The organism is Psychrobacillus sp. PGGUH221 (genome assembly GCF_042055255.1).
GTDB lineage: Bacteria > Bacillota > Bacilli > Bacillales_A > Planococcaceae > Psychrobacillus.
The window spans coordinates 19,042-35,847 of record NZ_JAQMHQ010000008.1; the positions used below are offsets into that span (position 1 = coordinate 19,042).

General features: G+C 37.4%; 14 protein-coding genes. All 14 read left to right on the plus strand.

Annotated elements, in window-relative coordinates; all coding sequences use genetic code 11:
- Positions 1–10: 10 nt before the first annotated feature.
- On the plus strand, positions 11–691 hold the full coding sequence (gene pcrB, locus PGC35_RS14020; RefSeq protein WP_275790056.1) for a heptaprenylglyceryl phosphate synthase: 681 nt from the start codon (positions 11–13) through the stop codon (positions 689–691).
- A 68-nt stretch (positions 692–759) separates the two neighbouring features.
- Complete coding sequence (gene pcrA / locus PGC35_RS14025; RefSeq protein WP_375219592.1) at positions 760–2,991, plus strand: DNA helicase PcrA; 2,232 nt, start codon at positions 760–762, stop codon at positions 2,989–2,991.
- A 22-nt stretch (positions 2,992–3,013) separates the two neighbouring features.
- Positions 3,014–5,017, plus strand: coding sequence for an NAD-dependent DNA ligase LigA (gene ligA / locus PGC35_RS14030; RefSeq protein ID WP_375219593.1), 2,004 nt, complete (start codon positions 3,014–3,016; stop codon positions 5,015–5,017).
- A 12-nt stretch (positions 5,018–5,029) separates the two neighbouring features.
- On the plus strand, positions 5,030–6,166 hold the full coding sequence (locus PGC35_RS14035; RefSeq protein WP_375219594.1) for a CamS family sex pheromone protein: 1,137 nt from the start codon (positions 5,030–5,032) through the stop codon (positions 6,164–6,166).
- A gap of 76 nt (positions 6,167–6,242) precedes the next feature.
- The gene (gatC, locus tag PGC35_RS14040; protein ID WP_053591908.1) at positions 6,243–6,533 is read left to right on the plus strand and encodes an Asp-tRNA(Asn)/Glu-tRNA(Gln) amidotransferase subunit GatC; all 291 of its coding nucleotides are present in this window, start codon (positions 6,243–6,245) and stop codon (positions 6,531–6,533) included.
- A 21-nt stretch (positions 6,534–6,554) separates the two neighbouring features.
- Positions 6,555–8,018 carry an Asp-tRNA(Asn)/Glu-tRNA(Gln) amidotransferase subunit GatA gene (gene gatA, locus PGC35_RS14045; RefSeq protein WP_375219595.1) on the plus strand — a complete coding sequence of 488 codons (1,464 nt, stop codon included), beginning with the start codon at positions 6,555–6,557 and terminating at the stop codon, positions 8,016–8,018.
- A 1-nt stretch (position 8,019) separates the two neighbouring features.
- Positions 8,020–9,447, plus strand: coding sequence for an Asp-tRNA(Asn)/Glu-tRNA(Gln) amidotransferase subunit GatB (gene gatB, locus PGC35_RS14050; RefSeq protein WP_275790041.1), 1,428 nt, complete (start codon positions 8,020–8,022; stop codon positions 9,445–9,447).
- A 492-nt stretch (positions 9,448–9,939) separates the two neighbouring features.
- Complete coding sequence (locus PGC35_RS14055; protein WP_375219596.1) at positions 9,940–10,503, plus strand: thioredoxin family protein; 564 nt, start codon at positions 9,940–9,942, stop codon at positions 10,501–10,503.
- A gap of 124 nt (positions 10,504–10,627) precedes the next feature.
- Positions 10,628–11,539, plus strand: a complete 912-nt coding sequence (locus PGC35_RS14060) for a diacylglycerol kinase (RefSeq protein ID WP_053591912.1) — start codon at positions 10,628–10,630, stop codon at positions 11,537–11,539.
- Positions 11,540–11,774: 235 nt separating this feature from the next.
- Complete coding sequence (locus tag PGC35_RS14065; RefSeq protein WP_375219597.1) at positions 11,775–13,121, plus strand: cytochrome ubiquinol oxidase subunit I; 1,347 nt, start codon at positions 11,775–11,777, stop codon at positions 13,119–13,121.
- Complete coding sequence (locus PGC35_RS14070) at positions 13,118–14,143, plus strand: cytochrome d ubiquinol oxidase subunit II (protein WP_375219598.1); 1,026 nt, start codon at positions 13,118–13,120, stop codon at positions 14,141–14,143. The genes PGC35_RS14065 and PGC35_RS14070 overlap by 4 nt, the downstream gene beginning before the upstream one ends.
- Positions 14,144–14,155: 12 nt before the next feature.
- Complete coding sequence (cydS, locus tag PGC35_RS14075) at positions 14,156–14,263, plus strand: cytochrome bd oxidase small subunit CydS family protein (RefSeq protein WP_371256596.1); 108 nt, start codon at positions 14,156–14,158, stop codon at positions 14,261–14,263.
- A 150-nt stretch (positions 14,264–14,413) separates the two neighbouring features.
- Positions 14,414–15,118 carry a YjjG family noncanonical pyrimidine nucleotidase gene (locus PGC35_RS14080; protein ID WP_375219599.1) on the plus strand — a complete coding sequence of 235 codons (705 nt, stop codon included), beginning with the start codon at positions 14,414–14,416 and terminating at the stop codon, positions 15,116–15,118.
- 215 nt (positions 15,119–15,333) lie between these two features.
- A complete protein-coding gene (rlmD, locus tag PGC35_RS14085) occupies positions 15,334–16,701 on the plus strand; it encodes a 23S rRNA (uracil(1939)-C(5))-methyltransferase RlmD (RefSeq protein ID WP_375219600.1) in 1,368 nt (455 codons plus the stop codon).
- Positions 16,702–16,806 lie beyond the last annotated feature (105 nt).

The following is a 16,806-nucleotide window of genomic DNA, read 5'->3' on the forward strand; positions in this document are numbered from 1 at the left end:
AGGTGACGAAATGGATTATAAAGAGTGGCGACATATATTTAAATTGGATCCGGCAAAAGAAATTGGTGCGGATGCGTTAGAAAAGATCTGTGAATCTGGAACCGATGCGATTATGATTGGTGGCTCGGATGGAGTAACACTAGATAACGTTATAGATTTATTGATGCGTATTCGGCGCTATGCGGTACCTGTAGCGCTAGAAGTATCAACAATTGAGTCGATTATTCCTGGTTTTGACTATTATTTTATTCCAAGTATTTTAAATAGCACAGATACAAAATGGGTAAAAGATTTACATCATGCTGCCACAAAGGAATTTGGAGAAGTGATGAATTGGGAAGAAATTATTCCAGAGGGTTATTGTATTCTAAATCCTGACTGTAAAGCAGCTAAGCTGACGCATGCTGAGCATCCTTCTACTGATGATGATGTTATAGCATACGCCCAAATGGTAGAGCATCTTTTTAAATTCCCTATTTTTTATATGGAATATAGCGGGATGTATGGAGACGTGGAAATTGTTAAGAAGGTTAAATCTCGTCTTGATCATACAAAGCTTTTTTATGGTGGAGGAATCCAAAACGAACAGCAAGCACGTGAAATGGCCGCGCATGCAGATGCAATCATTGTAGGAAATCATGTTTATGAAAACTTAACAGAAGCTTTGAAAACTGTAAAAGCTATTAAGTGATATTTGAGTAATTTCTTATTCAACGGTATAATAATAAGAACAAACGTTCTTTTAAGGAAGTGTGTATTATGGAACTGATAGCAAAAAACTTGTTGAATGGTATGAATAAAGAACAAGAAAAAGCGGTTAAAACAACAGAAGGTCCACTCCTCATTATGGCAGGAGCGGGATCCGGTAAAACACGGGTTTTAACACATCGTATTGCTTATTTAATCGTGGAGAAGGAAGTTTATCCATCGAAAATACTTGCGATAACCTTTACGAATAAAGCAGCGCGTGAAATGCGCGAGCGTATAAATGGTATTTTAGGTGCAGGTACAGGTGAAAGTATGTGGGTCTCTACGTTCCACTCTATGTGTGTACGTATTTTACGAAGAAATATTGATAGAATTGGCTATTCTAAAAGCTTTTCAATATTGGATACAACCGATCAGTTAACGGTTATTAAAAATATTTTAAAGGAACAAAATATTGATTCTAAAAAGTATGATCCACGTTCGATGCTAAATGCGATAAGTAGCGCCAAAAATATTTGTATAGATGCAGATACGTATAAAGCACAAATGAACGAATTTAACCCATTCGAAAAAACGGTAGCAGAAGTGTTTAAAGGGTATGAAAAGCGTTTAAGAAAAAACCAGTCTCTGGATTTTGATGATTTAATCATGACGACATTAACGCTCTTTAAGCGTGTTCCAGAAGTACTGGAGTATTATCAAAGTAAATTTCAATATATTCATGTGGACGAGTACCAAGATACAAACAAGGCCCAATACGAATTAGTTCAAATGCTTGCACAAAAATTTAAAAATATTTGTGTAGTAGGTGACTCCGATCAATCTATTTATCGTTGGCGTGGAGCAGACATCCAAAATATTTTATCATTTGAAAAAGATTATCCGAATGCGACTGTAATTATGCTAGAGCAAAATTATCGTTCGACAGGTAGAATCCTCCAAGCGGCAAATGACGTCATTGGTAATAACACAAGTAGATATCCAAAAGTGCTACGAACTGACAATCTCGAAGGTGAAAAGATTGAAATGTTTCGAGCAAATAACGAGCAGCAGGAAGCGCAATTTGTTGTCCAAAAGATACAAGATTTAATGGAGCAAGAAAATCGGACATTAAATGATTTTGCTATTCTGTATCGTACTAATGCACAATCACGTGTAATGGAGGAAGTACTCGTTAAATCTAATATGGCCTATACGATTGTAGGTGGAACTAAGTTCTATGATCGAAAAGAAATTAAGGACCTACTTGCGTATCTTCGTCTAATTGCCAATAATGACGATGATTTATCACTTGCACGTATTATTAATGAACCAAAGAGGAATATTGGTGCAACTTCTTTTGAACGTATAGCGATGTATGCACTAGAACAAGATCGTTCAATTTTAGATGCACTGAATGAAGTCGATTTCATGGGATTACCTGCTCGTGCTGTAAATTCCGTCGTTCAATTCCACGGACTGATTCAAAACTTTACACAAATGCAGGAATTCTTATCTGTAACCGAAATAGTGGAGCAGGTGCTTGAGAAAACTGGATATCGTCAAATGCTAAAAAATGAAAAAACCATTGAAGCAGAGAGTCGATTAGAAAATATTGAAGAGTTTTTATCTGTTACGAAAGCCTTTGAAGAAAAAAGTGACGATAAATCGCTTGTTGCTTTTCTAACTGATTTAGCACTTATTTCAGATATTGATAAGTTGGACGAAGAGGAAGACACTTCCAAAGGAAATATTATTCTAATGACGATGCATGCTGCCAAAGGGCTAGAATTCCCGGTAGTTTTCATCATTGGTATGGAAGAGAATATTTTCCCACACTCTCGTTCTATTGGTGACGATGATGAAATGGAAGAGGAACGTCGTTTAGCATATGTTGGAATTACAAGAGCAGAGGAAAGATTATTTATTACTTGCGCTCAATCACGTACTATTTTTGGTCGTGGTAGCTACAACAGTCCTTCACGTTTTATAGCAGAAATCTCAGATGACATAGTTGAAGTGGTTGGATGGACGAAAGATATAAGAATGAATAAACATAGAGATTCTGGAGCAATATCTCCAACAACACAGCGGGCTGCTGTTTCAAGACCTGCTTATCAATCGACAGGTGGAGAAAAGTTGGGCTGGCAAGTTGGGGATAAAGCAGTGCATAAAAAATGGGGCATAGGTATGGTTGTTAGTGTTCGTGGCGAAGGTGAAAATACAGAGCTTGATATTGCCTTTCCAAGCCCAACTGGTATTAAGCGATTGTTAGCTAAATTTGCACCTATAGAAAAAGGATAATTCACTCAGTGGAGGAAAGCCCATGGATAAATTAGAACAACGAGTAAAAGAGCTGCATAAGCTTTTATATGACTATGGTTACGCCTATTATGTGTTGGATGACCCCATTGTCCCAGATGCAGTATATGATCAGTATTTAAATGAATTGATAGCATTAGAGGAGCAAAACCCTGATCTCATTTTACCGGAATCGCCTACACAACGTGTGGGAGGAACGATTATCGAGGGGTTCAAAAAAGTAACGCATGCAAATCCGATGCTTAGCTTATCAAATGCATTTAATGAGGAGGATATCCGAGATTTTGATAGCAGAATCCGTGGTATTATTGATGAAACACCTACGTATGTATGCGAGTTGAAAATTGATGGACTAGCTATATCACTTTTATATGAAGACGGTCTTCTAACGCGGGGGGCAACTCGTGGAGATGGGACTACTGGAGAAGACATTACAAGCAATATAAAAACAATCGGAGCTATTCCATTACGCTTAAAAGACCGAGTTACGATGGAAGCAAGAGGAGAAGCTTACATGCCAAAAGCTTCATTTAGAAAACTAAATGAAGAAAGGGCAGCTAAAGGAGAAGAATTATTAGCAAATCCAAGAAATGCTGCAGCCGGTTCTCTTCGTCAATTGGACCCTAAAATGGCAGCGAGTAGAAAACTCTCTTTCTTCGCATATGGACTTGGTGGTGACGGAGAAGATCAGAATATAGATCGACATTCCGATGCATTAGAATTTATGAGAGAGCAAGGCCTACCTACAAATAAAGAAACAAGAAAATGTTCTTCTATTGAAGAAGTACTCCAATTTATTGAAGAATGGACAGCTAAAAGAAACGATATTCCGTATGAGATTGATGGTATCGTAATAAAAGTTAATGACTATGCACAGCAAGAGGAACTAGGATTTACAGCGAAAAGTCCTCGTTTTGCTATTGCTTTTAAGTTTCCAGCAGAAGAAGTCTTAACGACTATTATAAATATCGATTTAACGGTTGGCCGTACTGGAGTTGTGACACCAACGGCTATTTTAGAACCAGCTCAAGTAGCAGGTTCAACTGTCCAACGTGCCACATTACACAACGAAGATTTAATTCGTGCAAAAGACATACGAATTGGTGATCGTGTGATTATTCGTAAGGCGGGAGATATTATTCCCGAAGTAGTATCCGTAATTACAGAGGAACGAGATGGAACAGAAATTCCGTATGAAATGCCGAAAAATTGTCCAGTATGCGATAGTGAATTAATTAGAATTGAAGAGGAAGTTGCACTACGTTGCGTGAACCCTCAATGTCCTGCTCAAATCCAAGAAGGGATCTATCATTTTGCATCTAGAAATGCCATGAATATTGAAGGTCTTGGGGAAAAAGTGGTGGAGCAGTTATTTAGAGAGCAGCTTATTGTGGACGTTTCTGATTTATACAAGCTTACTGTAGAGGATTTAGTTGGTTTGGAGCGCATGGGATTGAAATCTGCAACTAACTTAGTGCAAGCAATTGAAACTTCCAAATCAAATTCAATGGAACGTGTGTTATTTGGACTTGGTATTCGTCATATAGGAGAAAAAGCAGCTAAAATTTTATCGGAAACATTTCATAGCTTCGATGCATTGATGAGAGCAACGAAAGAAGAGTTAACGGCAGTTTTTGAAATTGGCGATAAAATGGCAGATTCACTTGTGACTTATTTTGAACAAGAGGAAGTAAGACTGTTAATCGAAAGATTAAAAGAAGCAGGCCTCACTCTACATTATACGGGTAAAATTGTGGATGCAGCTGCAATAGAAAATAGCCCATTTGCTAATAAAACGGTTGTTCTAACAGGAAAACTTACACAATTAACAAGGCAAGAAGCAAAAGAAAAAATTGAAGATTTAGGTGGAAATGTCGCAGGTAGTGTTAGTAAGAAAACGGACTTAGTCATTGCAGGAGAAGATGCAGGGTCAAAGCTTGAAAAAGCAACAAGCTTAGGAATTGAAATCTGGGATGAACAAAAACTGCTAGACAATTTACCGAAGTAAAGGAGTTTGAACATGGCAAAAAAATTAATAGGAATATCCAGTCTAATTTTATTGCTTATAGTTTCTGGGTGTACTCCTAGGTTGGATGAAGAAACGGAAGTAATTCAAGACACAGAGAAAGAAACGACAAAAACTGTAATTATTCCAAGTTTACAATTAGATGAAACTTACTACCGAACTTTAATGCCTTATGAGGAAAGTGCGAGTAGAGGGCTAGTTGTATCAAATCTTGCGACTAAATACGATATGAAAGAAGTAGAAAATGGGCTTCTTCGAATTTCTCAAAATGAGTTTTCTCCGGATACGTATTTATTTCAGGAAGGCCAATACTTAGACACAAAGACGTTAGAAAAATGGTTAGCTAGAACTAATCAAGCGGAAGGCGGATTAAATCCAAGTAGTGCAGGTTTGACTGGTGAAGAGAAAGCAAAAAAAGCTCCTGTTTATATTACACATATTGTCGAACAAAACTATTTAAAAAAAGAAGATAATACGGTAAAACTTGCAGGCGTATCAGTCGGACTTGCTTTAAATTCTATATACTATTATCAAAAAGAGGACTATGGAGCATGGTTTGAGGAGCCTTTATCTCAGGCACTTATTGAAGAAAACGGAAAACGAATTGCAGAAGAGGTAGTTTCCCGTATGCGAAAAGATGAAGCTCTAGCAAATATTCCAATTGTTGTTGGTCTATTCAAACAAAGTAGTAAGAATGCTGTTGTTCCAGGGACCTACTTCACCTATAGCGTAGCTCCTGGTGGAAAAAACGTTTCCGATTGGCAGCAAGTCAATGAGGAGTATATTTTATTTCCCTCAGCAGATTCAAAAGAAAAATATCGTGATTTAGATACGATTTTCAGAAACTTTAAACAAGATGTGGAGTTGTATTTCCCCAATTACACAAGCATTATTGGGACTGGATATTTTAAAGAAAATCAGCTGCAGAAATTAACGATTAACATTCCTATTCAGTTTTATGGCACTGCCGAAGTAATTGGTTTTACACAGCATCTTGCAGGATTGGTGAAAACTCACTTTAATACTTCGATGAATGTAGAAGTTCAAGTCAATTCCTTAGACAGAACAGAAGCGTTATTGGTTAAGAAACCGGGCGAGGAAGATCCGTTTGTGCATATATATACACAATAAAAAGTAGCACTCTGTTCAACTAGAGTGAAAAATGATATGATATTGCTTATGGTTATTGAATTCGGAGGTGTAAATAATGGCGAATATTTCAAAGGAAGAAGTAAAGCATGTAGCACATTTGGCACGACTTGCAATAACGGAAGAAGAAGCAGAAAAATTTGCTCTTCAACTTGGTGCAATTACGGATTTTGCTGAACAATTAAAAGAGTTGGATACAACGAATGTAAAACCAACTTCTCATGTTTTACCCCTAGTTAATGTTATGCGTGAAGACAAAGCTAATAAGGGATTAGACAGAGAAACAATGATGTTAAACGTAAAAGAACAAGAAGCAGGTCAAGTAAAAGTACCATCCATAATGGATTAAGAAGTGTGAGGAGGGAAACTAATGACGTTATTTGAACGTTCATCGAAAGAACTACAAGCTCTATTACATAACAAAGAAATCACGATCAATGATCTAACTAAAGAAGCTTATGAAAGAGTTGCAAAGTTAGATGGAAGTGTAGAAGCTTTCCTAGCATTAGATGAAGAAAAAGCATTAGCAAAAGCTACAGAATTAGACCAAATTCCTTTCGAAGAACGTGGACCATTATTTGGTTTACCTATCGGAGTAAAAGACAACATCGTAACGGAAGGATTAGAAACAACTTGCGCAAGTAAAATCCTACAAGGATTTAATCCTATTTACGATGCAACTGTTGTGAAAAAACTACGAGCAGCAGGAATAGTTACAATCGGAAAGTTAAATATGGATGAATTTGCAATGGGTTCTTCGAATGAAAACTCCGCATATAAAACAACGAAAAATCCATGGGCATTAGACCGTGTTCCTGGTGGTTCTTCAGGTGCATCTGCAGCAGCAGTCGCAGCTGGAGAAGTTCCTTTCTCATTAGGTTCTGACACAGGCGGTTCTATTCGTCAACCAGCCGCTTATTGTGGTGTTGTCGGGATGAAACCAACATATGGTCGTGTTTCTCGATTTGGATTAGTTGCATTCGCATCTTCTCTAGACCAAATTGGACCAATCACTCGTAATGTGGAAGATAACGCACTTCTTCTAGAGGCGATTTCAGGGATTGATTCTAATGATTCTACTTCTGCGGACGTTGAAGTACCAAATTTTGCTGCAGCATTAACAGGTGATATTAAAGGTCTTCGTATTGCTGTTCCGAAAGAATATTTAGGAGAAGGCGTTGGAGAAGCAGCTCGTCAATCCGTTCTAGACGCGTTGAAAGTACTCGAATCTCTTGGCGCAACTTGGGAAGAGGTATCATTGCCACATTCTAAATACGCTTTAGCAACATACTATATTCTTTCTTCATCAGAAGCATCATCTAACCTTTCTCGTTTCGATGGTATTCGTTATGGTTTCCGTGCAGAGAATGTACAAAACTTAATGGAACTTTACAAAGAAACTAGAGCTCAAGGATTTGGGGATGAAGTAAAACGTCGTATAATGCTTGGAACTTATTCGTTAAGCGCAGGAACTTATGATGCGTATTACAAAAAAGCGCAACAAGTTCGTACATTAATCAAAGAAGATTACGATAAAGTATTAGCAGATTATGATGTTATTATCGGACCTACTGCTCCAACAGCAGCATTTAAAATTGGTGAGAAGGTTGAAGATCCATTAACGATGTATGCAAATGATATCTTAACTATTCCGATTAACCTTGCAGGTGTACCTGCTATTTCTATTCCATGTGGATTTGAAAATGGACTACCACTGGGCTTACAAATTATCGGTAATTACTTTGATGAGTCGACAATTTATCGCGTGGCTCATGCTTACGAGCAAGCGACTGATTTCCATAAACAAACTCCTCAAATTTGGGAGGGAAAATAACATGAACTTTGAAACAGTTATTGGATTAGAAGTACACGTAGAGTTGAAAACTAACTCAAAAATCTTCTCAGCGGCACCTAATCACTTTGGTGCAGAACCAAATACAAATACAACAGTGGTCGATCTTGGGTATCCAGGAGTACTACCAGTATTAAATAAAAACGTAGTCGATTATGCAATGCGAGCAGCTCTTGCATTAAACATGGAAATCGAACAAAACACAAAGTTTGACCGAAAAAACTATTTCTATCCCGACAATCCGAAAGCGTACCAAATTTCACAATTTGATAAGCCTATTGGTAAAAACGGATGGGTTGAAATTGAAGTAAATGGAGAGACAAAACGTATTGGAATTACTCGTCTTCATATGGAAGAAGATGCTGGGAAATTATCACATGCTGATGGCTACTCTTTAGTTGACTTCAATCGTCAAGGGACTCCTCTTGTAGAAATCGTATCTGAGCCAGACATTCGTACACCTGAAGAAGCATATGCTTACTTGGAAAAAGTAAAGTCTATTATCCAATATACAGGTGTATCTGATTGTAAAATGGAAGAAGGATCTTTACGTTGTGACGCTAACATTTCTATACGTCCATATGGACAAGAAAAATTTGGTACTAAAACAGAATTGAAAAACTTAAACTCTTTCAACTTCGTACGTAAAGGGCTAGAGCATGAAGAACTACGTCAAGCACAAGTACTTACTTCAGGTGGAGTAATTGAGCAAGAAACTCGTCGTTATGATGAAAAAACGGGTAAAACCATTCTTATGCGTGTTAAAGAAGGTACTGACGATTATCGTTATTTCCCTGAGCCAGATTTAGTAGACATCGTAATTGATGACGCTTGGTTAGAACGTGTACGTTCAGAAATCCCAGAACTTCCGGACGCTCGTAAAAAACGTTATATCGAAGAGCTAGGATTGCCTGCTTACGATGCAATGGTTCTAACATTAACAAAAGAAATGTCCGACTTCTTTGAAGAAACTATTGCCCTTGGAGCAGACTCAAAGCTTGCTTCCAACTGGTTAATGGGTGAAGTTTCTGCTTACTTAAATGCAGACCAAATAGAATTGAAAGATACTAAATTAACTCCAGCAAATCTTGCAGGAATGATTAAGTTAATTTCCGATGGTACCATTTCTTCTAAAATTGCGAAAAAAGTATTTAAAGAGCTTGCGGATAACGGCGGAGAAGCAGAAGAAGTTGTAAAAGCTAAAGGCTTAGTACAAATTTCAGACGAAGGCGCACTTCGTGAAATTGTTATTTCAACACTTGATGCCAACCCACAATCGATTGAAGACTTTAAAAACGGTAAAGACCGTGCAATCGGCTTCCTTGTTGGACAAATCATGAAAGCAACAAAAGGACAAGCAAACCCACCACTTGTAAATAAAATCTTACAAGAAGAAATTGTGAAACGTTAAATGATAATGACCGACTCAAAATGAACATTTTGAGTCGGTCTTTTTTTGAGGAAAGCCATCTTATAAAGAGAATAGACCAACAGATAGATAAACGAGGTAGACCATCCGATTATTAAGAGGAACCAACCGATTATTGAAGAGAGCCAACCGATTAATAGAATAAGCCGACCGATTATAGAAGAGAACCAACCGATAATAAGGAGAAGCCATCCGAATAATCGTGGGAATCCAAATATTAAGGGGAATCAATAGATTAATAGAATAAGCCATTCGATTATAGAAGAGAACCGACCGATTATTGAAGAGAGCCAACCGATAATAAGGAGAAACCATCCGAATATTCGTGGGCCATCCGATTATTAAGGGAACCATCCGATAATAAGGAAAAACCATCCGAATATTGAATAGAACCAACCGATTACCACAAGGAACCAACTAATTTGAATTAGCCGACTGAACGAAGTATACTAAAAATAAAAGGGGGTTTCTCAAATGCCTACAGAACAACAATATTTCGAGGAAGCTAAACCACTTACACAATATATGGATGATATGACGACGAAAAAAGAGGAATCATTTAGTATTTATGAAAAATTTGAAGTCCCTGCGGATGATGAATTTATTAGCGTTTTAAATGAAAAAAATCCACATATACTTGTTATTACAGAAGACTGGTGTGGGGATGCTATGATGAATAATGCGATTTTGCGTAGAATTGCGGAAGCTGCTGATATTGAGGTACGAGCTGTCTATCGCGATGAAAACCTAGATTTAATTGATCAATATTTAACGAACGGTGGTCGTTCTATTCCCGTTTATTTATTGCTAAATGAAAATGGAGAGGTAATATCTAAATGGGGACCTCGTGCTGAAAAAGTTCAGCAATTTGTAACAGAAAACAGAGAAAAGTTCCCACCAAAAGAAGATCCAACTTTTGAAGAGATTCAAAAAGCTTTCTTTGAGCAAATGACAAAGGAATTTGTAGAGAACAAAGACTTCCATTTAGCTGTTTACGAAGATATTCGTAGCAACTGGTTACAAGCACTACAAAAATAAACACAATTAAAAGTAGTTGGAGTCGGCATTAGTCGGCTCTTTTAATGTTAATTAAAGGGAACCTTTTGTTAAGAATTAGTGTCTATATGACATGAAGAAATTGTAAAGTGGAAAGGAAATCTGTATGAAACGTGCACGAATCATATACAATCCAACTTCTGGTCGTGAGCTCTTTAAAAAACACTTACCTGAAGTACTGGAAGCTCTAGAAATTGCAGGGTACGAAACGTCTTGTCATGCTACGACAGGTGAAGGAGATGCTATAGAAGCAGCAAAGAATGCAGTTCAAAGAGATTTTGATATAGTTATTGCTGCTGGTGGAGATGGAACGTTGAATGAAGTAGTTGCCGGAGTGAGTGAATTTGAAAATCGACCTAAAATCGGACTAATTCCGATGGGAACTACAAACGATTTTGCGAGGGCAGTACATATTCCACGTGATATCCATAAAGCAGTCGATATTATTGTGAAAGGCGATACGATTCCTGTTGATGTAGGAATAGTAAATGGTCGCTATTTTATCAATATTGCAGGTGGTGGAAGGATTACAGAGCTTACCTATGAAGTTCCAAGTAAGCTAAAAACGATGCTAGGCCAGCTTGCATACTATTTAAAAGGGATAGAAATGCTACCTTCCATTAATGCTACAAAAGTAAAGATTGAATATGATGGGGAAGTTTTTGAAGATGAGGCAATGATGTTCTTGGTTGGCTTAACCAATTCTGTCGGTGGCTTTGAAAAACTCGCACCAAATTCAAGTATAAATGATGGAAAATTTACTTTGCTAATTTTAAAGAAATGTAATATGGCCGAGTTTATTCGCCTTGCTACTTTAGCAATTCGTGGGGAGCATTTAAATGATCCACTCGTTATTTCAGAGAAAGCTACCCATATAACGGTTACATCTGAAGATAAAGTACTTCTTAATTTGGATGGGGAATATGGTGGCACTATTCCAGCGACCTTTAAAAACTTATATAGACATGTAGAGGTTTTTGTGCCAATTGATGAAATACGTGAACAAGATAGACCTTAAAAATAAACCCAGCACTCTTTTTAGAGCATGCTGGGTTTTATTCATTCACTTTAGTTATATTTCACTGGGAATAGGTTATAAATTAACTATGAGAGGGAATGGTATTGTATCGAAGGAGTGGAAGGCATGTATAAAAAACAAGAAAAATATTTAATGTGGCTAGCTTTTGTTGTTGCTGGGATTATGATGCTGTCCATTATGGGTAGAATATTTGGAAGTTGAGGAGGTTTAATAGATGGGAAATGAAGAAGCAGTATTTTTTAGTCGCGTATTAACCGAATTGACCTTATCTTTTCATATTATTTATGCAACCATCGGTGTAGGCGTACCTTTAATGATTATGATTGCCCAGTGGGTGGGTATTAAGAAAAATGATGAACATTACATATTACTGGCAAGACGTTGGGCTAGAGGGTTTGTCATTACTGTTGCAGTTGGAGTAGTTACTGGAACAGCCATTGGCATGCAGCTTTCTTTACTTTGGCCCAACTTTATGGAGCTTGCAGGTCATATTATTGCACTTCCATTATTTATGGAGACTTTTACTTTCTTTTTTGAAGCGATTTTCCTCGGAATTTATTTATACACATGGGACCGATTCGAGAATCAAAAGAAGCATTTATTGTTACTAATTCCTGTTGCAATCGGTGCATCTGCTTCCGCTGTATTTATTACAATTGTAAATGCATTTATGAATGCACCACAGGGTTTTGATGTAGTGGACGGCGAGTTAGTGAATATTAGCCCACTTTTAGCGATGTTCAACCCTGCGATGCCTACAAAAGTTGCGCATGTGGTCGTAACTGCTTATATGACTGCTGCCTTTGTTTTGGCAGCAATAGCAGCTTTCCGTTTACTAAAAGGTTCTTATCATATTTATCATAAAAAAGCATTGTATTTAACGATGAAAGTAGGACTTATTTTTGCAATAGCTACTGCCATTATCGGTGACTTTTCTGGAAAGTATTTAGCTGAATACCAACCAGAAAAATTAGCAGCTGCTGAATGGCATTTTGAAACAGAAGAAAATGCTCCTTTAATCTTGTACGGTGTTATGGATGACGGCGAAGTGAAATATGCCATTAAAATCCCTTTTGCTTTAAGTATTCTTGCACATGGCAATCCGACGTCAGAAGTAATCGGTTTGGACCAATTCCCAGAAGATGAAATACCACCTTTATATATTCATTATTTGTTTGACTTAATGGTGACGATAGGAATGGGAATGGTCGCTCTATCAGGATTGTACTGGCTAGGAAAGCGTCTAAAATTGACTTTCGTCGATTCGAGGTTCTATCGTTGGCTAATTGTTTTAGGAGGACCAGCATCGATAATTGCAATAGAAGCAGGTTGGTGGTTAGCGGAAGTAGGAAGACAACCTTGGATACTAAGAGGAATCATGCGAGTAGAAGATGCAGCTACAACAAGTGCACATGTAGATACGATGTTAGTTTTATTTGCGGGGTTATACATTGTTCTTGGAATCGGAAGTATTGTAGTTCTTACTCGGATGTTTAGAAAAAATCCAGTGGAACAAGAGCTAGAGGATCGACATGCTGAAAGAGGCGGTGATATTTCATGACATTAGAAATCATCGGGATTACGGTATTATGGACGTTTTTATTTGGGTACTTGATTGTAGCCTCTATTGACTTTGGCGCTGGATTTTTTAATGCATATAGCTTATTAACAGGAAGACAGCATATTTTAACGAATGTTATTCAGCGTTATTTATCACCTGTTTGGGAAGTAACAAATGTGTTTCTCGTATTCTTCTTTGTAGGGGTCATTGGATTTTTTCCAAAAACAGCATTTTACTATGGAACGACTTTACTAGTACCAGCAAGTATTGCGCTCATTTTATTAGCAATTAGGGGATCGTATTATGCTTTTGAGACATATGGCTCTAGAGGGCATAAGGGATACTCATTTATGTACGGGTTGGCAGGGTTATTTATTCCGGCAGCGTTGTCCATTGTGCTGACGATATCTGAAGGCGGATTTATCTCGATGGTAAACGATGCTCCAGTGCTAGATTATTATGCTTTATTTACGAGTCCGTTAACTTGGTCAATTGTGGTGCTTAGTTTGTCTGCAGTTCTATATATATCAGCTGTTTTCTTAACTTGGTATGCAAACAAAGCAGGAGATCGGGAAGCAACAAAATTAATGCGTAAATATGCACTAGTTTGGGCATTTCCAACCATAATAACTGCACTTGGAATTATGGTAGAACTACGAACACATAACCTAGAACACTATTCTAATTTGCTTGAAATTTGGTGGGCATTCGGTTTATCATTTCTTTTATTTATAGGAACCGTTTGGTTATTAGTCAAAAAACAGAATTACGGGATGGCATTTTGGTTATTAGGAGGCCAATTTCTTATTGCCTTCTTTGCATATGGATTTGCACATCGTCCATATTTGTTATATCCATACTTAACGATTTATGATAGTTTTACGAATGAAGCCATGGCAATATCGTTAATTATTGCATTCATATTAGGGCTTGCACTGCTAATCCCATCTCTGTATTTATTATTACGTCTCTTCTTGTTCAATAAAGAGTACGTTCGTGGTAAAAAAGACAATCACGCATAAGGAGGAGTTCACATGTCTGACTTTCTTATTTTTTATGCACCATTTATAGTACTGATTGGAGCAATTGTTGTAGCATTTTGGGCTGCTTCTAAAGATGGAGCAGTCTCTGACGAGAAGTAGAAGAACCAAAAGTAGGCGAGTCGCCTCCATTTGCTCCAATAATCCATTGATAAAACCAAAGAACCCATATTGATGGGTTCTTTTCTTGAGAGCAGAAAATTTTCAATATGTTAAAATAAGAATAGCAATAAAATGAAGGGCGGAAATAAAATGAAATACGATGTATTATTATTTGACTTGGATGATACGCTATTAGACTTTGGGATGACCGAAGAGAATGCATTTAAATTTTTGTTTGAGGAATATGGATTCCCAAATGGGTTAAATGATTATCTTTCAAGTTACAAAGCTATTAGTAAAGTATTATGGGAAGACTTGGAGCATGGTCGTACGACTCTTGCAGAACTTAAAGTGGAGAGATTTAAACGTTTATTTATAGAGCATACGCTTGATATAGATCCAGCAGATTTTGGTCAGAAGTATATAGAAAGTTTAGGGAAAGAAATTCACATGATTGACGGAGTCGAGGAAATGTTTGCGAGCTTAACCGACTGTAGATTTGCGTTACTCACAAATGGTTTTAAAGATGCACAGCATGCAAGGGTTAGTGGTTCATCGCTAAAAGATTTATTTGAAGCCGTTATTACTTCAGAAGAAACGGGTTTTCAAAAGCCTCAAAAAGAAATTTTTGAATATACATTAGACAAACTCCAAATTTTTGATCCTTCAAGTGTTTTGATGATTGGGGATTCGCTGACTTCCGATATTCAAGGTGGGAATAATTTTGGAATTGATACTTGCTGGTTTAATCCAAAGAGAAAGCAGAATGCAACAGACATTAAGCCAACCTTTGAAATCAATTCTTGGTCAGAACTTGCATATATAGTAAACAAGCAAGTAATGGAAGTAAAATAATGCAAAAGAGCCTCCACATAAGAGGTTCTTTTTTTGCTGGATAGGGCTTAGTTGGAAAAATAGAGGTTTTAGTTGGAAATTCAAAGCATTTAGTTGGAAAAATTCGTTGATTAGTTGGAAAAACAGGAGCTTTAGTTGGGAAAGTACCTTATGTACTGAAAACCATTGTTCCTGATGGTATAATAAATCAATCAAAACTAGAACGGAGAAATAAAGTGAATACACCAGTAACAAAAAATGATCGTCTCACAGTTCATATAGAAGATTTAACACATGATGGAGCAGGAGTTGCTAAAGTCGATGGATACCCACTGTTTATACAAGGTGGCTTGCCAAACGAAACGGCAGAAATTCATGTGCTAAAAACATTAAAAAACTACGGCTTCGCTAAATTAATCAATGTCGTAGAGACATCTCCTTTTCGAGTAGATGCACCATGTCCAGTATTTGGCGAGTGTGGTGGCTGTCAATTACAGCATTTATCCTATGAGGGTCAGCTTGCATGGAAAGAAAACATGGTCCGAAATGTCATGAAGCGTATTGGGAAAATAGATGCTCCTGTTCTTCCGGTAAAAGGTATGGAGAAGCCGTGGGAATATCGCAATAAATCCCAAATACCTTTTGCGTTAGAAGATGGACAAGTACTCTCCGGTTTTTATCAATCGAAATCTCACCGTATTGCAGATACGAATACTTGTTTAATTCAATCAGATGAAGCAGATCGATTAATGCGTGAGGTAAAAGAAAACGCATTACAATTGGATTTAATCCCATATAATGAAGATACGAAGAAAGGTCAGTTACGCCATCTTGTTGTTAGAAAAGGTAGAGCAACAGGGGAAGTAATGGTTGTGTTAGTTACGAGGCATCCAAAACTCTCTAAAAAAGATGCAATCATTGAATTGATACGAAAAGTTGAACCGAATGTCGCATCCATCGTGCAAAATGTGAACACGCGTAATACAAATGTGATTTTCGGTGATGAAACAAATACTCTTTGGGGTAAACATGTTATTGAAGATTTAATCGGTAATGTACGTTTTGAAATATCTGCACGATCCTTTTATCAGGTAAATCCTGAACAAACCGAAGTTCTTTATAAACAAGCGCTCGACTATGCACAGCTATCGGGTGATGAAACAGTAATTGATGCTTATTGTGGAATCGGAACAATCTCTTTATTTCTAGCACAAAAAGCTAAACAAGTTTTAGGGGTAGAAATCGTCCCACAAGCAATTGAAGATGCTAAAAGAAATGCTGAGTTGAACGGCTTCACTAACACCTATTTCGAGGCAGGACCTGCAGAAGTAATCATTCCAAAATGGTACAAAGAAGGTAAAACTGCAGACGTATTAGTAGTCGATCCACCTAGAAAAGGCTGTGACGAAGCACTGCTCAACACGATAATTGAACAGAGACCGAAGAGAGTCGTTTATGTATCTTGTAACCCAGCGACGCTTGCCCGTGATCTGCGTATTTTAGAAGATGGTGGCTATAAAACAAAAGAAATTCAGCCAGTAGACATGTTCCCACAGACAACGCATGTTGAGTGCGTGGTAAAGCTATATTTGAAAGAGGATTAAGAAGCGGAATTTAATAAGAGATAACAATAATAAGCGCTGGTTGGATGTGATGTCCTCCAGTGTTTTTTAATGCGAATATATGTTTTCTGACATCAATATACCTTC